The 20687-nt window shown below is 64.3% G+C and carries 22 protein-coding genes; 12 read left to right on the plus strand and 10 right to left on the minus strand.

The features are described 5' to 3' along the window. Positions 1-54 precede the first annotated feature (54 nt). Positions 55-972 carry a hypothetical protein gene (locus RS899_RS07695; protein ID WP_054907681.1) on the minus strand — a complete coding sequence of 306 codons (918 nt, stop codon included), beginning with the start codon at positions 970-972 and terminating at the stop codon, positions 55-57. Positions 973-1208: 236 nt separating this feature from the next. Between RS899_RS07695 and RS899_RS07700 the strand changes: the two genes are divergently transcribed. Then, positions 1209-1766, plus strand: coding sequence for a hypothetical protein (locus RS899_RS07700; protein ID WP_218187771.1), 558 nt, complete (start codon positions 1209-1211; stop codon positions 1764-1766). Between the two features lie 59 nt (positions 1767-1825). Here RS899_RS07700 and RS899_RS07705 read toward each other — a convergent pair whose 3' ends face one another. From RS899_RS07705 to pobA, 9 genes are all read right to left on the minus strand, one after another. Continuing rightward, positions 1826-2293 carry a hypothetical protein gene (locus RS899_RS07705; protein ID WP_256233660.1) on the minus strand — a complete coding sequence of 156 codons (468 nt, stop codon included), beginning with the start codon at positions 2291-2293 and terminating at the stop codon, positions 1826-1828. After that, positions 2290-2802, minus strand: a complete 513-nt coding sequence (locus tag RS899_RS07710; protein ID WP_315809539.1) for a hypothetical protein — start codon at positions 2800-2802, stop codon at positions 2290-2292. Before RS899_RS07710 ends, RS899_RS07705 begins: the two co-directional genes overlap by 4 nt. A 124-nt stretch (positions 2803-2926) precedes the next feature. Further along, complete coding sequence (locus RS899_RS07715) at positions 2927-3433, minus strand: BRO family protein (protein WP_054907679.1); 507 nt, start codon at positions 3431-3433, stop codon at positions 2927-2929. 328 nt (positions 3434-3761) lie between these two features. Then, positions 3762-4454, minus strand: a complete 693-nt coding sequence (locus tag RS899_RS07720; RefSeq protein ID WP_054907678.1) for a hypothetical protein — start codon at positions 4452-4454, stop codon at positions 3762-3764. A gap of 137 nt (positions 4455-4591) precedes the next feature. Continuing rightward, entirely contained in the window at positions 4592-5212 is a 621-nt protein-coding gene (locus RS899_RS07725; protein WP_054907677.1) for an HNH endonuclease, read from the minus strand. A gap of 60 nt (positions 5213-5272) precedes the next feature. After that, positions 5273-6427 carry a catalase family protein gene (locus RS899_RS07730; protein WP_315809540.1) on the minus strand — a complete coding sequence of 385 codons (1155 nt, stop codon included), beginning with the start codon at positions 6425-6427 and terminating at the stop codon, positions 5273-5275. A gap of 350 nt (positions 6428-6777) precedes the next feature. Further along, on the minus strand, positions 6778-8688 hold the full coding sequence (locus RS899_RS07735; RefSeq protein ID WP_315809541.1) for a di-heme-cytochrome C peroxidase: 1911 nt from the start codon (positions 8686-8688) through the stop codon (positions 6778-6780). A gap of 183 nt (positions 8689-8871) precedes the next feature. Then, the gene (locus RS899_RS07740) at positions 8872-9228 is read right to left on the minus strand and encodes a hypothetical protein (RefSeq protein WP_315809542.1); all 357 of its coding nucleotides are present in this window, start codon (positions 9226-9228) and stop codon (positions 8872-8874) included. A 439-nt stretch (positions 9229-9667) separates the two neighbouring features. Beyond that, complete coding sequence (gene pobA, locus RS899_RS07745; RefSeq protein WP_315809543.1) at positions 9668-10852, minus strand: 4-hydroxybenzoate 3-monooxygenase; 1185 nt, start codon at positions 10850-10852, stop codon at positions 9668-9670. Positions 10853-10969: 117 nt separating this feature from the next. Between pobA and RS899_RS07750 the strand changes: the two genes are divergently transcribed. The 11 genes from RS899_RS07750 (at position 10970) to RS899_RS07800 (ending at position 20684) form a co-directional block, all read left to right on the plus strand. After that, the gene (locus RS899_RS07750; protein WP_409978074.1) at positions 10970-11839 is read left to right on the plus strand and encodes a helix-turn-helix domain-containing protein; all 870 of its coding nucleotides are present in this window, start codon (positions 10970-10972) and stop codon (positions 11837-11839) included. A gap of 6 nt (positions 11840-11845) precedes the next feature. Then, positions 11846-12775 (plus strand): pca operon transcription factor PcaQ, encoded by a 930-nt coding sequence (gene pcaQ, locus RS899_RS07755; protein ID WP_315809545.1) that lies wholly within the window; start codon positions 11846-11848, stop codon positions 12773-12775. Positions 12776-12892: 117 nt separating this feature from the next. Then, positions 12893-13612 carry a protocatechuate 3,4-dioxygenase subunit beta gene (gene pcaH / locus RS899_RS07760; protein ID WP_138216277.1) on the plus strand — a complete coding sequence of 240 codons (720 nt, stop codon included), beginning with the start codon at positions 12893-12895 and terminating at the stop codon, positions 13610-13612. A gap of 12 nt (positions 13613-13624) precedes the next feature. Continuing rightward, positions 13625-14230 carry a protocatechuate 3,4-dioxygenase subunit alpha gene (pcaG, locus tag RS899_RS07765; RefSeq protein ID WP_315809546.1) on the plus strand — a complete coding sequence of 202 codons (606 nt, stop codon included), beginning with the start codon at positions 13625-13627 and terminating at the stop codon, positions 14228-14230. Further along, positions 14220-15299, plus strand: a complete 1080-nt coding sequence (gene zapE / locus RS899_RS07770; protein WP_054907668.1) for a cell division protein ZapE — start codon at positions 14220-14222, stop codon at positions 15297-15299. The genes pcaG and zapE overlap by 11 nt, the downstream gene beginning before the upstream one ends. 278 nt (positions 15300-15577) lie before the next feature. Next, the gene (locus RS899_RS07775) at positions 15578-16420 is read left to right on the plus strand and encodes an IclR family transcriptional regulator (protein WP_054907667.1); all 843 of its coding nucleotides are present in this window, start codon (positions 15578-15580) and stop codon (positions 16418-16420) included. A gap of 277 nt (positions 16421-16697) precedes the next feature. Next, the gene (locus RS899_RS07780; RefSeq protein ID WP_315809547.1) at positions 16698-18047 is read left to right on the plus strand and encodes an MFS transporter; all 1350 of its coding nucleotides are present in this window, start codon (positions 16698-16700) and stop codon (positions 18045-18047) included. Positions 18048-18405: 358 nt separating this feature from the next. Further along, a complete protein-coding gene (locus RS899_RS07785) occupies positions 18406-18828 on the plus strand; it encodes a GspH/FimT family pseudopilin (protein WP_315809548.1) in 423 nt (140 codons plus the stop codon). An 8-nt stretch (positions 18829-18836) separates the two neighbouring features. Further along, on the plus strand, positions 18837-19367 hold the full coding sequence (pilV, locus tag RS899_RS07790; RefSeq protein ID WP_315809549.1) for a type IV pilus modification protein PilV: 531 nt from the start codon (positions 18837-18839) through the stop codon (positions 19365-19367). A gap of 1 nt (position 19368) precedes the next feature. Then, positions 19369-20145: a PilW family protein gene (locus RS899_RS07795; RefSeq protein ID WP_315809550.1), complete on the plus strand. Its 777-nt coding sequence runs from the start codon at positions 19369-19371 to the stop codon at positions 20143-20145. After that, on the plus strand, positions 20142-20684 hold the full coding sequence (locus RS899_RS07800; RefSeq protein ID WP_233300058.1) for a pilus assembly PilX family protein: 543 nt from the start codon (positions 20142-20144) through the stop codon (positions 20682-20684). The genes RS899_RS07795 and RS899_RS07800 overlap by 4 nt, the downstream gene beginning before the upstream one ends. Positions 20685-20687: the final 3 nt, after the last annotated feature.

A 20687-nucleotide genomic window follows, 5' to 3' on the forward strand; every position in this document is an offset into this window, starting at 1 on the left:
GGGATTGGAACGCCGAGGAAGTACAGAAGAATCGAGCGCATGATGTGCCTCCGGTCAGTGGGCAGGACGGGACTGCGTGGAATGCAGCGTGCGGGTATTGGTCAGCAGCACCACCGCATCGCGGCGACGGCCACCGTGGATGGCCAGGAAGCTGGCGAAGAAGGCGCCGCAGAGCAGGGCCACGAACATCCACAGCGCCGAGGCGGCGGCCACCTTGCGGGCGGTATCGGCCGCTTGCTGGGCTTTCAGCTTGGCCTGCTGCGCCGCGGCGAATACCTGGTCGATGCGCTGCTCGGCTTCGGCCTGGCTGATCTCGGTACGCTGGGAAACCACGCGGGCGAGATAGCTGCGATCGTCCGCGCTCAACTGCCCGTCGGCCAGGCCGCGCAGGAAGATGCGCGTGGCGATGGCATGGGCGGCGTCGTCACTGACCGCCACCGGGCGGTTATCGCGGAACAGCATGTCGATGAAGTACGCCGAGCCGTCGTCCGTGCCACTGGCGCTGGCGTTCGAACCCGCGGCAGCGGCGGCGGTGGTTGCCGCAGAAGCCCCGGCCTGCAGGCCGCCGCCGACGATATTGCTCACCGAGCCCACCACCAGTGTGGCGGTTACCAGCGTCGCCACGGCCCAGGCGAGGAAGCCGTGTGCGGTGTCGCGGAAATACACCTCGTCGTCATGCAGCGTTGCCCAGCGCGCGCGCAGGCGCCCGGCGATATAGCCACCCAGGCCCGAGGCGAGGATCTGCGTCAGCATCAGCCAGACGATGGTGGAAACGCCTATCTGCTTGAGCGTCGCGCCATCGCCCGGCCAGGGCGACACCGCGGAAAAGCCCAGGCCGAAGCCCAGGATGATCAGGATCAGGGACAGCGCCGCCGCCCCGGCGGCCCCGGCGAATACCGCCGCCCAGGACACCCCCGAATGGTCGGTGGTATCCACGGCAGTGGTGGCGTAGGCATCGGTCGTTGTGATCATTGTTGGCTGCTCCGTGAAAGAGAGGTGGAAGCCTCCGTCTTTCCGCTGCAGCGGATATGCCAGATGTAACAAAATAATATTTCTAGTCTAATCAATGACTTGGAAAATTTCGGCGGCCGATGGCCATGCAGATTGCAGGATCGGGCCCGCGCAGCGCCGCAGATTGCATGCTCGGGGAACGGCTGGCTTATAGTTTCTGCTACCCCAGCCAACGTACCTGACAGAGCAGGGCGCCCATGACCCTCGAACCCACCACCCTGCTATGGGGCGCTCCCGTGCTGATGCTGCTGGGCGGCTACCTGCTGACCCGCTGTATCGGCCGGTTGCGCCGCATCATCTTCCCGGCCGTGCGCCAGCGCTGGGCCGACGCCAGGCGGCCAGAAGTGGTCGCCTTGCCCTGCGCCGGGCGCTACGTCATCAACATCGTCTTCCCGGCCTTCACCATGGTCACCGGCACCGCCTATTTCTCCGCCGACTTCGCCATCACCGCCCGCGCCTCCGGCCAGCCCGTGCCGTACCAGCGCTATAGCCGGTTCAACCTGTTCAGCGTGCGGCGCAGCGACATGGGCGGCAACTCCAGCAACCCACTGGGCGAGTTCAGCTGCAGCGAACCCGGCGATTACCAGGTCACCTGCCTGACCCCGGAACACATCCGCCCCGGCTTCCAGCTGGAAGTCTCGCCCCATGTCTCGCCGGCCACCTTCGTCCCACTGATCCTCGGCACCATCCTTTCGGCCGCGATGACCATCGGCGGATTGGTCTTCACCGTCCTCAAGCTGACCGGCAGGCTCTGATTTTTGCGTGACGCCTCAGCAGGGAGGACAAGGCTGATGCTGCGCCGCGCCCTGCGCCATCACGGCAGATCCCATTCCATCCGCAGCCCGATTTCCCGACGAAAATCGTCCAGCGCGGCGATGAACTGATCGCGGTCGAACACTGCCGGTGGAATGTCGTAATACTCGGGAATGGGAGTGGGGTGGGTAATACACTCGCGCAACAAGCCGAAGCGCTCCCAGCGAACATGTTGCTCGTCTGCCACCTGTTTGACAGCGATCACCGCGCAGCTCAGGTCCAGGTCATCGGAGCGCACCAGCAAAGGCACGACCGTCTTCCAGCCCGGTGCCACGGAATACGATCGATCCCAGACCAGCTCTGAATCGGTATCGCTGTAGAGGCCTGCATGAGCGCAGACCAAATCGAGTTCTGCGCTTGCATCGTGTTGCGGCAACCAGACCTCCAGCGGCAGCCCGTCAATGCTCAGGGCTGGGTAAAAGTCCATGCTGTAGCGCGACTTGTACAGTTTGCAGGAGAGTCGATTCATTCGACGCTCCCGGCCAGGGATTCAGGATTTTCCAGCTCGAATCGACCGTCGCTGTGACGCCTGATACCCAGCCAGAGATCTTTTTCTGGCTCGAAGCGCTGCAGCGAAATGGGCGATTCCTTCCAAGTGTCGAACTCGTCGTACAACATCTGCCGCCAATCGAAATCCGGATTCCACGACATCGTGTAGGACACTAGGCCGCCGCCTTCTGAAATATGGATCGAGAAAACATCCAGTGGCGAGCCCATTCTCGTCGCCGACTCCAACAGTCGCCACAGCTCAGGATCGCCCGGGCGGAGCGTCAGCTGAGCGAAGGCGATGACTGCATCGATGTCGTTCCATGCAGCCTGTGCCAGTGGCAGCGCGACCTGGAGGGATGGTTCTGGTGGTTCACTGGAGGGGTGCTCGACATAGATCAGTCGCGATCCGAACTGAAATTCACACTGATGGACGCCGGGGCTGGATTCCCAGTGGCCGATCATCTGCGCTGTGAGCAATTCGATGTGCATGGGTGTGCTTCCGTGCGATCTGTAACAAGCCTCGCACCATATCGCAAAGCCAAACCATTGGCTGCTCCGCTGAAGCGGCTGACTGGGTACAGCGCTGATGCGCGGCTCATACCCTGCCCGTGTATCAGGTCCGCAATCGCTTCGCCCAACCGCGCCACCCGGTGCGCCCGACAATCGGCGAGCGCCCGCCGAGCACGCGCGGCAAGTCGCCGAAGCTCACCCAGAGATCGTCCTGCCAATCCAGCACTCGCAGGCATTGCCGTTCGAACTGCAACTGCACATGGCGTGGGCCGCTGGCCTTGAACTGGCTGCGCACCTGCGGCACCACCGTGCCGCTGATCCAGCGCCGCAGCGAGCCGTAGTCCGGCACGTTGAACAGCACCAGCGCCTGGTACACGGCGGATTCGCTGATCAGCACCTGGTCGAGTTCCAGGCCGTCCTCGGTCAGCAGCCGTTCCTGGCGAATCTGGTCGTCGGCCATACGCATGGCCATGCGGTCTTCGTGCGTATAGCCGGTCACGCGGCAGAAATCGGGAAGGAGGAACCAGACCTGATCGTCGATCAGCAGGGCGCGCAGGGTGCGGCGATTGCGGAGGAAGGGGAGTGGGGTGGGCAGGGATGAATCGTCCATTTCAGTCACATCTCTACTACGAGCAGACCACCTACGGACGATGTTGGATCAGCAGCCACATGAACCAACACGCCGCGTTCCGGTGGACGGCCCAATTGGCTGGGCCGCCGATACAGATCGGCGATTGTCTCTAGGGTTTCGGGCTGCTAATCCCGGCCCCGCTTTATCACGGGGCGGGTGAACGATAGAGGGAACAAACTGAGGCAGACAAGAGACGCGATGGGTACAGTCCGCCTCGGGGTGAAACTGCATTGCCTGTCTCAGTATTGCAGTCGATGCTGCAGCCATTTCGTTCGTGAAAGTTGTGGGGCTTGCTCTAGCGTCACGTTCAATTCGCGCGCTCAGCTCTGAGTTGTTCAATGTTGCGCGACTTGCCGCCGTTGCTCTTGTAGTCACTCCAGTACTCTTTCATGTCCTCCTGGCACTGCACGATCTGTTCACCTGCCTGACGCAGATTCAGCTTGTTCACGAAGCCGGACGTCGCGCCCACCTTCTTCTCGTAAGTGATGGTTTCGCGCGCTTCCTTGATGCGTAGATCGCAATCAAGGATCAAGTCGGCGGAGATATTGCGCTGTGCTTCGGGGGAAGCGGCGTACTGGCGCGCTTCGGCGTCCTTCGCGGCGAAGTCGCGGGCAGCCAGTTGTTCCGAGGTGGGATTGTTGTTGGCGTCCTTCAAGTACTGCACGGAGACTGGGTCTTCGATCGGTTTGCTATACACCTGGGCGCGGATGGACTTCCAGAAAGTGCTGCCGAAGCGAGTTTCCTTCTGTTTTGGCGCCTGGCTGGTCATCTGGTAGCTGGTGGCCGTGAGGTACGGGATTCCGTTGGCAGTAGTGTGTGTTGTGAGTTGAAGCACGGCGCTGACGGTCACCCCTGCGGCCCACTCGTCCTGCGAGAGATTCTCGGTGACCTTGATCCACTGTGCCTCGCCACCGATTGGGTTGCCGTCGAGGGTGCACCCGACTCCGAGGCGGGGCAGGTCGCTATCGCATTTGTGCCGCACCTCCTCCAACGGGGCCATCACCAAATATTCCTGGGCTGCTTGGGCGCTAGCAATCGGGATTAGCAGAGCAGTAGTCACGGATAGGAGAGAGCTGCGTAGGAGGCTGTACATGAACGGTCCTTGGTGCACTATTGGGCGCTGAATTTGTAAGGGCTTCAGCCGAAATGTCTTTCGCGGTGGCAGTTAGGGCAAAGCGCAATGGCGTTCTCAACCGTGTCGTCCCCGTGCTGGGCGAGCGGTATCCGGTGGTGTACCTCTAGATAGGGTGAGCTGTCCGATTTGCGCTTGAAGGGGGCAGGCTCCTTACAGCCCTCGCAATGCCCTTCTGCACGCAGCAATACCTCGGCGACTACATCAGGGTTGCGGTTAAACACCACCGTACGGACGGTTTTCTTGCTCGGTTTCTTTGGGGCTTTTGCCAGACGGCCCCGTCGCTGCTCGGTTGAGTCCTGAAGCGCTTTCTGCACGGATTGCAGGAAGTCGTCTTGGACGAGCGCGGCTTCGTTCAGCGAGCTGTGCCGATATTCCGCGTACATCACCAGAGCGCGGCGATACATGTCCTTCCCGCGTGTGTTGAGCGGCAGGATTTCCTCAGTTGGATCGAACGTCTGGCAAGTGTCGGCGAATGCCGCACTGGTCTTGATATCGCCCAGCGAGAAATCGCCGTTATTGAAATGCGTAGCCATCCCTTGTAGGCGCCCGTCGATGGCACCGGTGTAGTGTTTGATGGTCTTGGGGCTTTTGCCTTGGGCAATCAACCAATCGTGAAACGTCATCTATCGCCAACTTTTTTGCCGCTGAATTTCAGTTACTGCGTCTCTATGAGTTGGGCGGGACTATTCCCCGCCCACCCCATTGCGCTGATGCCGATAAACACTCACCGCCTCATAAACCGCCTTCCTCAACCGGTTGATCCCGCCAATCGGCTGGTGCTCCGGCAGGGCATGCCACGGGTTGTAGGAGATGTTGTCGCAAGCGAGGTTCTGCTCGCGGCTGTCGAAGTCCTGGGGCGGGATGCTGACGGTGGCGACGGTCTGGAAGGGGGCGTCGGATTCGCTCCATTCGACGCTGGTGTCTTCGATGGGCATGTACTTGCTCGGGTCCTGTTTCTGCACTTGCAGGGCGAAGCAGGCGGGGACGCGGTCGACCGAGAGCTGCTGGTACATAGCGGTGCGCAGGAAGTTGGGCAGTTTTTCGTTGAGCTTGGGTAGCTGGTAGGCCGGGCAGCCTTCGGCTTGCGGGATGACGCGGAACTTGATGTTGTTCGCCTCGCCCAGCTTGTACGGCGCGATGCCGTTGTAGCCGGTTTCGAAGGGGCTGTCGGGCGCGGGGGCGAGGGTCTGCAGGGCGATGACCAGGTGGCGGATTTCCCAGGAGCTGGGCTTCCAGCTGGGGAAGAAGGCAGCGACCTTCTGGCCACTGGCCTGGGCGGCGAAGTTCTGCCGGTATTCGGCGACGTCGCGGACGAAGAACACCGGGTGGTTGAACATGACGAAGTCCTGTTCGGTGTCGTGGCCCTTGCCTGGCATCAGCTTGGCGCCGGGGACGTCGAGCAGTTTGATGGCCATGCCGCGGGCGTCGCGGGCGCTGTCGAACTGCGGGTAGGCGTTGCCGTTGGAGAAGCGGACCATGGCGTCCCACTTGTGGCCCGGCTCGGCGAACACGCCCTGGCGCAGGCCGGGAGCGATATCGCTGGCGACTGTGACCTCGGCTTTTACGCAGCCGTGAGCCTTGGCGTGGGCGTCACGCAGTACGCGGGTGTTGTCGCGGTGCTGTTCGACGATGCGCACGGCGTCTTCGATGATGGCCTGGGTGAGCTGGGCTTCGCCCGGCGGGATTTCTTCCTGGGCGGAGACGGGGCCGGAGAATTTCCAGGCGTAGTAGAGGCTGCCGATGCCCCAGCCGAGCAGGCCGATGGCGGCGATGGCGAGCAGCAGACGGCCGAGCCATTTGCCGAGGAAGAGCCAGATTCGGGTGAGCAGGGAGCGCATGGCACGGGGTCCTTTGGTGTTTTCTTTTTTTGGAGGGGATTCCGTTCCCTGGCCCGTGCGGGCTTGCTGTGGAGCGTTTCCCTCTCCCTAGCCCTCTCCCTGAAGGGAGAGGGGATGGGGCGGTGTTTCGGTGGTGCTTGGGAGCGGGCGGCTGGCCCTCACCCCAGCCCTCTCCCAGGGGGAGAGGGGGCTGTCCGGTGTTTCGGTTGTGCTCAGGAGCTTTACCTGTAGGAGCGAGCTTGCTCGCGAACCCGCTTCACTCTGGAGCGGTGGGGAGTCTGTTCGCGAGCAAGGACTAGGCGTCCCCCTCGGTCCTACAAAAAAACAAAAGACAGTTCAGCGCTGGCCGGTCATTCGCACTTCGGCCCGGGCGTCCACGGTGGGGTGGGGACGTTCGGGTCGAGTTTGTTTTCGTATTCGGCGTTGCCCAGCACCTTCAGGTATTCCACCAGCGCCCAGCGTTCTTCCGGCGACAGGGCGCGGCCGATGACGCCGTCCTGGCGGCAGCCGTCGCGGAATTCGTGGCCGCGGTTGCTGTTGCCGGTGACGCTGGTCTTGTAGAGGAAGCCGCCGGGGAAGCGCTCGGTGCGGTAGCCGGCGAACTTGGGGTCGTACTCGAAGCTGCCGACCCAGAATTGCGCGTCGCGCTCGGCCACCGGGGAGAGCATCTGGAACAGGTTGGGCACTGAGCCGTTGTGCAGGAAGGGCGGGGTGGCCCAGATGCCGTCCAGCGGGCGGGCCTTGTAGGCGCGCAGTTCCTGCACGCCGATGGGCAGGCCGTAGCCGTTCATTTCCTGCTGCTGTGGCTCGCTGATGTGCGCGTCGCGGTAGGCGCGCTGCTCGACGAAGGCGGTGACGTAGGCCAGGCCCTTGGCGGCGGAGATTTTCGACAGGTCCAACTGCACGTCGCTCTGCGGGTAGAGGTGGACGTTCATGCCCTGCAGCTCGTCGGTCTTCAGCTTCAGCGCGCGGATGTCGAAGGTGTGGTCGGCGATGTTGTCGGCGGTGGTCGGGTCAGTGCCGATCTCTTTCGTGGACACCAGCTTCATGCGCCACTCGGGCACGCGCGCCGGGGCGATGTAGTCCTTGGCGCCGGGCTCCTTCACGTGCGGGCCGTGGCAGTAGACGCAGTTGGCCTGGAACAGGGCGCGGCCCTGGGAGGCTTTCTTCAGGTCGATTTCGCCGAAGACGTCCTTCGGCCAGGCCGGCGGCTTGAGCTGCTTGAGGGTTTCTTCGAGGGTGTAGAGGTCGCGCAGGCGCACGCTGGAGGCGTAGCGCTCATCGCCCATCACCGGTTTGCCGTCGCTTTCGAACATGCGCAAGGTGGCGCCGACGCCGAGGGCTTCGCCGATGTTGCGCGCCATGGGTTGCATGGCCGAGCCGTTCCACTGCACCCAGTCGAATTTCCAGATGTCCCACACCTGCGGGTAGTTCACCGGGGCGTTGGCGACGCGGTAGTTGGAGGCGTCGATGCCATCGCCGAACACGCTGTTGGCGATGCGCCCGAAGGCGTCGGCGCGGCCAGGGCCTTCCAGGGTCGGGTAGAGGCCGCGGTGGGTGTCGTTCCAGGCGGTGGAGACGAGGGTGCCGAGCACGTTGCGCACGTCGCGCTTGAGGGCGGCCTTGCCCTTGGGATAGCGATCGCCCAGTACGCCCTTGGCGAAGCGGTCGAACTTCCACGGTACGTAGTAGGTGGACGCGAGGCTGGCGCCCAGCGCCTGGCCGAAGGCGCCGCCGCGCAGGGTGGGCACGGTGGAGGCGATGGAGTGCATGGCCGCGCCGCCGTCGATGCGGATGGCGGTGCCTTTATAGCGCAGCTCGCCGGTGTGGCAGGCGGAGCAGGTGATGTCCAGGTACCAGGCGCCGGTCTCGCCGTCCTGGTGGCGGGCGAAGCCGACTGGCAGGTTGCCGGGATTCTTTGCAGTGGCGGCCAGGGTGTCGTCGGCGGCGCGGCCGATCTGTTCGGGCTCGATGAGGAAGCCGAAGCGCGCGAGGTTTTCCGGGGAGGCGAACTTGTCCTTGTTGAAAGGCTGCTCGAGGTGGGTGAACCAGTCGTAGCGCAGGCCTTTCACCTGGGTGCCCTGGGGCGTGTAGTAATAGGTTTCGCGGTCCTCTTTGGACCACTGCTCCTCGAGGTGGATCATCTTCTGCGGCGGGGTGTATTCCGGCAGGTTGGGATGCGCGGTGTACCAGGCGATGACGCCGCCGACGAGCAGGAACAGCAGCAAAATCGCCAGTAGGACGCGTCCGAGAATGCGCATCGAAACTTCCTTGTTATGTGTGCGAAAAAGATTCGGACGTTTATGCCAACTGCGTGACGGATTGGCAAGGTGATGCCGCACTGAATTCAGGGTTTTTATGGCGGGTTACGGGGTGTGGTGGGGAGTTTCCGGATTTACGGAGAGCGGATGTGCGGTGGCAGCCATCGTCTTTCAGGCAAGCGCCTAAGCCGCGGGGCGCAGCTCCATCAGCAGGCTCAGGCAGATCACCGCGCCGATCAGCACGCCGACCACGCTGGCGATGATCAGCGGCCAGCGCAGGCCGGGGCTGTCGTCTTCGTCATCGGGCAGGCGCGCATGGATGGCGGGCCAGAGTTCGTCCGGGGGCGGCAACTCCGGCCAGGGTTCGTCGCTGGGCGGCGGGGAAGGGTGGCCGGCGAGCTGGTAGAGCAGGGCGATCATCCAGTCCAGCGCGGCAATGCGCGTGGGATGGTAGCGGTCGGCGTCGGTCCAGACGTGGAGGAAGGTGTCGACCAGCAGGGCGTCGGCCTGCGTCTGATCGTCCTTCAGCTTCAGCGCCAAGGGGTAGAGGCGCGGGGCGGTGCAGCGGTACAGCGTGGCGAAGGCGCGCGCGTCCCCGTCGCCGCTTTCGGCGAGCAGGTAGCTGAGGAAGTTGGCTTCGTCCGGGTCGATGACGGCCTCCGGCGGTGTCGCGGCGAGCGATGTGGCTGGAGGGTAAGGATAGATCGCGATGCTTTTGTAGGAGCGAGCTTGCTCGCGAACCGCCCAGCAGCGGATCTCCCGGCGAGCCCCTCTTCGCGAGCAAGCTCGCTCCTACAACTTAGGGCTACCGACGGAGCCTCCTTGCAGGAGCAACTGTCTTCTTCGGGGAAGTTCGTACCACTGAATTCCCCTCACCCCAGAATCGTAGGGCGAATAACCTGGAACAGGTTATCCGCCTGCACTTGAACGGCGGATAACGCTGGCGCGTTATGCGCCCTACAGGCCTGGGGAAGCGCCGTCAGGCTACGTCCTCGAACGGCAACCCGACATAGTTCTCGGCAATGGTCGTGCGCCCGGCCTCGGAGTCGAGGAAGTAGTCCAGCTCGGTCTCCAGCATGCGCCGGGTGAAGGCGTCGCTGTCGGGGAACTGGTGCAGCATCGAGGTCATCCACCAGGAGAAGCGCTCGGCCTTCCAGATGCGCCGCAGGGCAATCGGCGAGTACTGCGCCAGCAAGTCAGTGCGGCCGTCGGCGTAGACCTTCAGGAGGATTCGGTGCAGGGCATCGACATCGCTGGCCGCCAGGTTCAGTCCCTTGGCGCCGGTGGGCGGGACGATGTGCCCGGCGTCGCCGACCAGGAACAGCCGGCCGTACTGCAGCGGCTCCACCACGAAGCTGCGCAGCGGGGCGATGCTTTTTTCCAGTGACGGCCCAGTCACCAACTGGCGCGCAACGTCCTCGGGAATACGGCGTTTGAGCTCGTCCCAGAAACGCCCGTCAGACCAATCCTCCACCTTCTCATCCAACCCTACCTGCAGGTAGTAGCGGCTACGAGTGGCGCTGCGCTGGCTGCACAGGCTGAAACCGCGTTCGCTGCTGGCGTAGATGAGTTCGTGGCTGACTGGTGGCGTGTCGCTGAGCAGGCCGAGCCAGCCGAACGGATAGACGCGCTCGAAGACGCTGAGGCGATCGGCGGGAATGCTGCGCCGGGCCACGCCGTGGAAGCCGTCGCAGCCGGCGATGTAGTCGCAGTCCAGGCGCACACGCTCGCCCTGATGGGTGAAACTGACGTAGGGCTTTTCGCTGGTGACGTCGTGCAGCTCCACGTCAGCCGCTTCATACACGCTCATCGCGCCGCTGGCCGCGCGGGCCTGCATCAGGTCGCGGGTGACTTCGGTCTGGCCGTACACCATCACCTGCTTTCCGCCGGTGAGACTTTTGAGGTCGATACGCTCGCGGCGGCCGTTGAGCACCAGCTCGAAACCGTCGTGGAGCAACCCTTCGGCGTCCATCCGCGCGCCGGCTCCGGCTTCGCGCAGCAGGTCGGCGGTGCCCTGTTCGAGTACCCCGGCGCGGATGCGGCCGAGTACGTAGTCGGGGGTCTGGCGTTCGAGAATCACGGTGTCGATGCCAGCCTTGTGCAGCAGCTGGCCAAGCAGGAGGCCGGCAGGGCCGGCGCCGATAATCGCGACTTGGGTCTTCATGGCGTGGCTCCTTGGAGAGCGCTGTTGTTTTTGTCTCCTGCATTTTTTGTGGATGGGATCGGTCTTTGAAGGTAATTTCCAACAGTCTTCTTGGACTTTTCATGGATGCGGGCGGTGATCGAACAACGTGCTGACAATCCGGTCCCGGTGTTCCGCCTGTATGGCGAAACGACGGTTTGGCCGACGCCGGACCTGATCCACTGCGAGTCGATCGCCTCGCGCAGTCGCCTGCATGACTGGGAAATCCGCCCGCATCGCCATGGCGACCTGGTGCAACTGCTCTACGTGCAGGCCGGTGCGGCGGAGCTGGAGGTGGAGGGGCAGCTGACGCTGATCCGCGAGGCGTCGCTGCAGGTCACGCCGGCGCTGGCTGTGCATGGTTTTCGCTTCGCCGAGGACGTGCAGGGCTGGGTGCTGAGCATGGGCCTGCCGCTGGCCGAACAGCTCGGCAGCCTGCTGGAAAGCACGGTGCTGGAGCAGCCGGCGTGCTTTGCCGTGGGCGAGGGCAAGCGTCACCTGGATGCGCTGTTCGAATCCATCGACCGCGAGTACGCCGGGCAGGCACCGGGCCGCGACCTGATGCTGCAATCGCTGCTCAACATGCTGCTGGTCTGGCTCAGCCGCCGGGCGCTGGAGCAGTCCCGCACGGAGGCAAGCCAGCAGGATCGCGGCGTCGAGCATATGCAGGCGTTCTCCCGCCGGCTGGAGCAGGATTTCCGGGTACATCGGCCCATCGAACACTACGCGGCGGCGCTGGGCATCAGCGCCGCGCACCTCAATGCGCTGTGCCGGCGCCTGGCCGGGCAGTCGGCGCTGCAGATGATCCATCAGCGCCTGCTGCTGGAGGCCAAGCGCAACCTGGTGTACACAGCCATGACCATCCAGCAGGTGTCGGACAGCCTGGGCTTCTCCGAACCCGCGTATTTCTCCCGATTCTTCAAGCGCTACGCCGGGGTTTCGCCCCGCGCGTTCCGCGAGCTGCGTTGAGCCGCCATGAATATCGATTCGCGTATCAAGTTCCGCCACCTCGTGTGCTTCCTCGAAGTGGCCCGTCAGGGCAGCCTGGCCCGCGCGGCGGATGCCCTGGCCGTGAGCCAGCCGGCCATCTCGAAGACGCTCAAGGAACTGGAGGACCTGCTCGAAGCCAGCCTGTTCGAGCGCGGCAAGAGCGGGGCCAGTCTGACGGAAGCGGGAGTAGCCTTCCTGCGCTACGCCGGCCCCTGCGTGCAGGCGCTGCGTGACGGCGTGAACAGCCTGCGCGGCGGCGAGTACGCCTCCAGCACGGTACGCCTGGGCGTGCTCTCTACCGTGGAAAGCCTGTTGATGCCGGAGACGGTGCGGCGCCTGCACGAGCGCCATCCGGCGCTGGTGGTCAGCGTGGTGACTGGGCCGAGTGCGCACCTGCTCTCGCAACTGCGTGTGGGCGAGCTGGACCTGGTGGTCGGCCGTATGACCGAAAGCCCGCAGATCCAGGGCCTCGCTTTCGAGCACCTGTACAGCGAAGCCATGACCCTGGTGGCCCGCGCCGGCCATCCGCTGCTGGGCCGCCCTCTGCCGCCCTCTGCGCTGGACGACTGGCCGCTGGTGCTGCCGCTGGCCGGCACCACCATCCGCAAGTCCGCCGACAGCCTGCTGGTGCAGAGCGGCCTCGGCCAGCCGCGCCAGAGGCTGGAAACCCTGTCCACGGTGCTCAGCCGCCGTTATGTATTGACCAGCGACGCGCTGTGGATCGCTCCGCTGGATTCGGTGCGCCTGGACCTGCGCTCCGGCGAGATGGTCGAACTGCCGCTGGATGTACAGGAGCCGGGCGGTTCGGTGGGGATTTGCAGCAACTCGACGCTGCCGCTTTCCCTCGGTGCGCACTGGTGCCTGGAGGTACTGCGCGAGGTGGGAGAAGCCTATCGCAACGGGACTTATCCATAACCTATTGGTTATGGATGGCGGGCATCTTTTCAGTTTTCCAGTTCGGATGAGCCGGCGACACTGCGTCGCACTGCCTGATGCAACAGGCTCCTATAAATCCAACAAGAGGAGACCGACATGTCCGACGCGGAGAACAGCCGCTTCGTCATTCGTGACCGAAACTGGCACCCCAAAGCCCTCACGCCCGACTACAAGACTTCCATCGCCCGCTCGCCGCGCCAGGCGCTGGTGAGCATTCCGCAATCGGTTTCCGAAACCAGCGGCCCGGACTTCTCGCACCTGAAGATGGGCGAGCACGACAATGACCTGCTGCTCAACTTCAACAACGGTGGCCTGCCCATCGGGGAGCGCATCATCGTTTCCGGCCGGGTCATGGACCAGTATGGCAAGCCCGTGCCACATACCCTGGTGGAGATGTGGCAGGCCAACGCCGGCGGCCGTTATCGCCACAAGAACGACCGCTACCTCGCGCCGCTGGACCCGAACTTCGGCGGCGTCGGCCGTGCGCTGACCGACAGCGAAGGACGCTACGTCTTCCGCACCATCAAGCCCGGCCCGTATCCCTGGCGCAACGGCCCGAACGACTGGCGCCCGGCGCACATCCACTTCTCCATCAGCGGCCCGTCGATCTCCACGCGGCTGATCACCCAGCTGTACTTCGAGGGCGACCCGCTGATTCCGATGTGCCCCATCGTCAAGTCCATCGCTAACCCGGACGCGGTGGAAAGCCTGATCGCGAAGCTCGACATGAGCAACGCCAACCCCATGGACTGCCTGGCCTACCGCTTCGACATCGTGCTGCGCGGCCAGCGCAAGACCCATTTCGAGAACAAGTGAGGAGGACCGACCATGCCTATCGAACTGCTGCCGGAAACCCCCTCGCAGACCGCCGGCCCCTACGTGCACATCGGTCTGGCGCTGGCCGCCGCCGGTAATCCGCCCCGTGACCAGGAAATCTGGAGCGAGATGGCCAAGTCCGGCGCGCCGGGCGAACACATCCTGCTGATCGGCCATGTGTATGACGGCAACGGCCACCTGATCCGCGATTCCTTCCTGGAGCTGTGGCAGGCAAATCACGAAGGTGTGTATGACACTGATTACGATCTGGAAAAGCCCTTCAATGGCTTCGGACGCACGGCAACGACCTTCGATGCTGGCGAGTGGCAGGTGCAGACCATCAAGCCCGGTGTGGTGAAAAACGCCGCCGGTGTGCCCATGGCGCCGCATATCAACATCTCGTTGTTCGCCCGCGGTATAAACCTGCATCTGCAGACGCGGCTGTACTTCGAGGATGAGGCGCAAGCGAACGCCCTGGACCCGGTCTTGAACCTGATCGAGCAGCCCGAACGTCGGCAAACCCTCATTGCAAAGCGTTGCGAGGTGGACGGGAGGCTCGCTTACCGGTTTGATATCCGCGTCCAGGGAAATGCGGAAACGGTGTTCTTTGACTTCTGATACACGACTACATGAGACATCCGCCGAGCCGGTCGCCGACCGCGTTCGGCGGCACTTCGCGGCCGCGCTCGACGAGCGCGGCTATCGGGCGGACGAAGCGCAGGTGACGGCGGTGGACCACCTCGCCACCTGGCTCGACGACTTCCTCGCCGGCCGCCATGGCTTCTTGCGCAAGCCGGTGGCGGGCGTCTACCTGTGGGGCGGCGTCGGGCGGGGCAAGAGCTTCGTCATGGACCAGTTCTTCGCCGCCGCGCCGACGCAGGCCAAGCGCCGCGTGCACTTCCATGCCTTCCTGCAGGAACTGCAATCACGCATGTTGGCGATCACCGGGCAATCTGACCCGCTGGTGCGTGTGGCCCGCGCCATCGCCGAGGAAACCAAGCTGCTGTGCTTCGATGAATTCCACGTGCACGACATCGGCGACGCCATGCTCCTGGGGCGGATGCTGAAGGTGCTGGTGGATGAAGGCGTAGGCCTGGTCTGTACGTCCAACTACGAACCGGAAAATCTCTGTCCGAATCCGCTGTACCGCGAGCGCTTCCGTCCGGCCATCGAGCTGATCGAAAAGCGCTTCGACGTGATTTCGGTGGATGCCGGCCAGGATTACCGCGAGCACAGCACGTCGCTGGAAGAGTGGGGCAGCTTCCTCTGGCCGGCCCGCGCGGATGATCTGGAGCTGATCGGCTCGCGCCTGGGGCTGGCTGCAGACGCGAAGTTCGACGAGGTCTTGAGCGTCAATCACCATCCGCTGAAGGTACATGCCCACGACGATCACTGCGCGTGGATGGACTTCAGCGAAATGTTCGAGCGCCCGCGCTCGGCCAGCGATTACCTGTGGCTGATCGAGCATTTCCCGCGCATGGCGGTGAGCGGCCTCGGACCGCTGGCGGACTACCCGCCGGACGTGAGCATGCGCTTCCTCAACTTCATCGATATCGCCTACGATCGGCAGCTGAGGCTGCAATTGTTCGCCACGGTGTCGCTGGACGAGTTGGCCGCAGGCGGGGCGGCGCTGGACTTCTCGCGAACGCTGAGCCGGTTGCGGCAGTTGAAGCTGGAGCCGCTGTAGGCGGTCGCGCGGGCCGTCGAGATTTGTTCGCAAGCAAGCTCGCTCCTACAAGGAACGCACGGTCTTCGCCTGTAGGAGCGAGCTTGCTCGCGAACTCTGGCCGGCACCGATGCGTCGGCCCGCAGGGCAGGCAGGGCAGGCAGGGCAGGCAGGGCAGGCGCGCTGCAGCCATCGCCTGCGGTGCCGGTAACCTCCGTTCGATAATCGGCCAGTTGTGTTGCGATAATCGCCCGTGCGTGTCGATAATCGCCCGGCATTCGCCTGCCAGGACAACAACAATGACCGACGCCCCCCGCGCCAGCCTGCCGCCCCTCGCACCACCGATCATCGCTTCGCCTGCCAAGCGCATCGAGGCCTTCACCGGCGACCCGAACTTCATGACCTCGCTGGCCCGCGGCCTGGCGGTGATCCACGCGTTCCAGGAGCGCAAACGGCACCTGACCATCGCGCAGATCAGCCACCGCACCGAGATTCCCCGCGCCGCCGTGCGCCGCTGCCTGCACACGCTGATGAAGCTGGGCTACGTCACCTCTGACGGTCGCACCTATTCGCTGTTGCCGAAGGTGCTGACCCTCGGCCACGCCTACCTGTCGTCGACGCCGTTGGCGGTCACCGCGCAGCCGATTCTCGACCGCTTGAGCGAGCAACTGCACGAGGCCTGTTCGATGGCCACGCTCGAAGGCGACGAGATTCTCTACATCGCCCGCTCGGCCACGCCGCAGCGTCTGATCTCGGTAGACCTGAGCGTCGGCAGCCGCCTGCCGGCGTACTGCACCTCCATGGGCCGCATCCTGCTCGCTGGGCTGAATGACGAAGCCCTGGAGGACTACCTGGCCCACGCCGACCTGCAAGTGAAGACCAGCCGCACCGTGCACACCCCGGAAATGCTCCGCGCGAGCATCGCCGAGATCCGCCAGCAGGGCTGGGTGATCATCGATCAGGAATTGGAAGTCGGCCTGCGCTCCATCGCCGTGCCCCTGAAGGACTCCGCCGGCCAGGTACTGGCCGCGCTGAACGTCGGCACCCACGCCGGGCGCGTGTCACGCCAGGAGCTGGAAACGCGCTTCCTGCCGGTACTGCTTGAGGCCAGCCGCGAGCTGGGCACGCGGCTGTTCCATTGATTGCCTTGCGCGGTCCGTCTTGCGGTAATCCCGTTCGCTAACCGCCCACAGTGGCGATTATCGAATTGATCGGCTGAACGTCTCTTCGTACTGTTGCTCGACCCGTCCAGCCGGACGGGCAATAACAACAATGAGCGTCAGCCATGGCCCCTGTGTGCCTGCCCCATCCGCCGGTCCGTGCGTCCACCGGCTCGCGCCTCATTCCTGTCCAGCTTGCGGGAGTGCAGGGCGATCCAGCCGGCCTTCCCGCGACGACGCCTTCGCAGGAAGTCTTCGCATGACCAGTTCCGCCCACGTGCCCGCTGCCGGCACCCTAGACGTCCAGTCCTTCATCAACGCCCAGCCGCTGTCGCTGTACCAGTGCCGCATCGTGCTGCTGTGCTTCCTCATCGTCTTCCTCGATGGCCTGGACACTGCCGCCATGGGCTTCATCGCCCCGGCGCTGACCCAGGACTGGGGCATCGACCGTGCCAGCCTTGGCCCGGTGATGAGCGCCGCGCTGATTGGCATGGTCTTTGGCGCCCTGGGTTCCGGCCCGCTGGCCGACCGCTTCGGGCGCAAGGGCGTGCTGGTGGTGGCGGTGTTCCTGTTCGGGCTGTTCAGCCTTCTGTCGGCCTACAGCAGCAACCTCGAACAACTGATGGCGCTGCGCCTGTTGACCGGTATCGGCCTGGGCGCGGCGATGCCTAACGCGACCACGCTGCTCTCGGAGTACACCCCCGAGCGCCTCAAGTCGCTGCTGGTGACCAGCATGTTCTGTGGTTTCAACCTCGGCATGGCCTCGGGCGGTTTCGTCTCTGCCAAGCTGATCCCGGCCTACGGCTGGCATAGCCTGCTGTTGCTCGGCGGAGTGCTGCCGCTGGTGCTGACGGTGGTGCTGCTGGTCTGGCTGCCGGAGTCGGCGCGTTTCCTGGTGGTGCGCAATCGCGGAGCGGACAGGGTCAAGCGTGTGCTGGCGCCGATTGCCCCGGCCGAGGTTGTCACGGCCAGCGCATTCAGCGTGCCGGAACAGAAGACGGTGCAGAGCCGCAACGTGTTCAAGGTGATCTTCTCCGGCACCTACAGCGCGGGAACCCTGCTGCTGTGGCTGACCTATTTCATGGGCCTGGTGATCGTCTACCTGCTCACCAGCTGGCTGCCGACGCTGATGCGTGACGCCGGCGCGAGCATGGAGCAGGCCGCCTTCATCGGCGCGCTGTTCCAGCTCGGCGGGGTGCTCAGTTCGGTGGCGGTGGGCTGGGCCATGGACCGCTTCAACCCGCACAAGGTCATCGGCATCTTCTACTGCCTGGCAGGCGTATTTGCCTACTTCGTCGGGCAGAGCCTGGGCACCGTCACGCTGCTGGCGACCCTGGTGCTGGCCGCCGGCATGTGCGTGAACGGTGCGCAGTCGGCCATGCCGTCTCTCGCCGCGCGCTTCTACCCGACCCAGGGGCGCGCCACCGGGGTGTCCTGGATGCTCGGCATCGGCCGTTTCGGTGCCATCCTCGGTGCCTGGATCGGCGCGACCCTGCTGGGCCTGGGCTGGAACTTCGAGCAGGTGTTGACCGCGTTGATGGTGCCGGCCGCCATCGCGACGGCGGCGGTGCTGGTCAAGGGGCTGGTGAGCCACGCCGACGCTACCTGACAGACGCTTCCGATAAGGCCGCGATGCAAGGTCGCGGCTTCCCTCCTGCAGGTCTTCCCGACGCCCACGTCAACGCAGTTGTTTTGACGTCAACAGGATGAACGGTCGCTGAGCGGGAATGAGCGGTCGAAAAATCGTCTTATTTCGCTGAATCAGATTCAACTCCCTGAAGAAATTGCTGTCGGACCAATAGCCAATCTTTGTCCTGGCATCCCGCAAGGGGGGCTCCACACGGGGCCCGGCCACCTGACCATCGTTGGAAAAGTCCATGTTTCTTCATGCAGTTGGATGCTCGTATTCCCGCCCACATTCGTGGCGGGGCCCCGGACGCCAGGAAGGCTTTTCCCTGGTGGAGCTGATGGTGGTTGTCGCGCTGCTGGCGATCTTCGCCAGCGTAGCCCTGCCGGGTTTCCGTTACCTGATCGAATCCAGCCGGGTGCAAAGCGGCGCTTCGACCCTCTATCGGCTGCTGCAGGCATCCCGCGCGGATGCGGTGAATACCCGACAGACCCTCACGCTCTGCCCCAGCGGGGGAAACCTGCAGTGGGTGGTGGTGCGCGCCAGCACCTGCGGATCGCTCGCCAGCAGCCTGGTAAGCCAGCGTCTGGACCTGCCGGGCAGCCTCAGCGTCAGCAGCAGTGTCAGCACGCTTTCTTTCAAGCCCGATGGCACCGCCGCGGCGGCCGATCTGGGCATTTCCAGCAGCGGCACCAGCAAGGCATTCAGCATCAGGGTCGCTGCCTCGGGCTACATCAACCTGCAGGGAGCCAGCGGGCAATGAACCGGCGCATGGCGGGATTCAGTCTGGTGGAGGTGATGGTGGCCCTGCTGGTCACCTGTTTTGGTGTACTGGGCATGCTGGCAATGCAGGGGCGCACCATCAGTTACGCACAGGACACCGTTCTGCGCAGCAATGCAGCGGAGCTGGCGGACGAGTTGATGGAACTGATGCGCACGGACCTGTACTCCATCCAGGACGGCAGCGCCGCCCAGGTGTTGCCGCCCTCCAGCTGGGGTTACTACAAGGCTGCCAGCGCTTCCTTCCCCAGTGCCCCCAGCAGTTGTGCCTCGCTGGCGACGCTGACTGCCAGCCAGCGCCTGGCCTGTTGGGCGCAGCGGGTCAACCAGGCACTGCCGGGCGCCTCGGGCCTGGCCAGCGAATTCTATGTCTGCCGCACCAATGGCAGCAGCAAGTGCAGCAACAGCGGGTCGGCCATCGAGATCCAGCTGGCCTGGCGGGTCAAGGCGGGCGAGTGCCTGGATGCCAGCGCCACGGGCGACAACACCATCTGCCGGTACGTGCTGCGGGAGGAACCCTAGGATGCATCGGTCAAGTGCGTGCGCTCAGGCGGGGGTGACGCTCATCGAGCTGATGATCGCCATGGGGCTGAGCCTCTTCCTGATCCTGGGTGTGACCCAGATGTTCCTCGACGGGCAGAACCGTTCGCGCTACTTCGACGGCCAGGCGCAGAACCAGGACAGCGCCCGCTACGCCCAGCAGATGCTGGACGGGCGTTTGACGAAAGCCGGCTACCGGCGCCTGCCGTCTTCGCGGATGACCGCTGCCTTTCCCGCGCAGACCAGCAACGGTTGTGTCTTTACCGCCGGACAGGCGCTGGTGCGGGTGGACGCCAATACCGTCTGCCTGCGCTACCAGCCGCGCGACACCACCGACGTGGATTGCACCGGCGCTTCGCTGGCCAGTCGTGCGGGGGTGAGCAAGCCCTACAGCACTTACAGCCCCAGCAACAACGTGGTCGAGAAGCTCACGTTGAGCAACGGCCAGCTGACCTGCAACGGCACCACCCTGGTGGATAACGTGGTGGCGGTGCGCTTCGACTTCGGAGTGGACACCAGCAGCGACGAGTTCAATCGCCAGGTGGCGCAGTACGTCGCCACCCCCGCCAGCGGGCAGACGGTGCGCAGCTTGCGCTACGCCGTGCTGCTGGCCAGCAGTAGCTCGGTGAGCGGCGGCCTGGCTGCCACTACCTGCCAGCGTTGGCAGGACCTTTACGGCAGCAAGGCCTGCACTGACGGCGATGGGCCGGTGCGGCGCATCGTCAGCGGCACCAGCATGTTGAGGAACCTGATGCCATGAACCGACAGTCTTTCCCACGGCAGCGCGGAGCGGTGCTGTTCGTCGCGCTGGTGATGCTGTTGCTGATTACCCTGGCTGCCGTCAGTGGCATGCGCGGCATGCAACTGGAGGGTCGCATGACTGGCAATCGCCTGGAGCAGCAGCGGCTGATGAGTGCGGCCGAGTCCGCGCTGCGTGAAGGGGAAGGGCGCCTGCGCAAGAGTACCCGCGCGCTGGACAACTGCACCGCGGGGACCACGCCCTGCTTCGCTGCCCAGGCGACGAACTACACCACCGATTTCAGCAAGTCCAACCTCTACTCCGGCATGGACGGTGGCACCAGCCTGCTGCGCAGTGCGCGCTGGTACCTGCGCTACATCTCCAACAACTGCAAGGGCGGCGCAGGGGGCAGCGCCAACTCCTACCTGTCGAAGGGGCAGGTGGGTTGTACCTACTACTACGAGGTCAACTCGCAGGCCTACAAGGGCACCGCCACCAGCAAGGCCTGCGGTGCCGATGCGCTGTGCCTGCGCTCGACCTTCGGGCTGGTGATCCCTTGAATC

This window comes from Pseudomonas sp. C9-3 (genome assembly GCF_032392015.1).
Lineage (GTDB): Bacteria > Pseudomonadota > Gammaproteobacteria > Pseudomonadales > Pseudomonadaceae > Pseudomonas > Pseudomonas nitroreducens.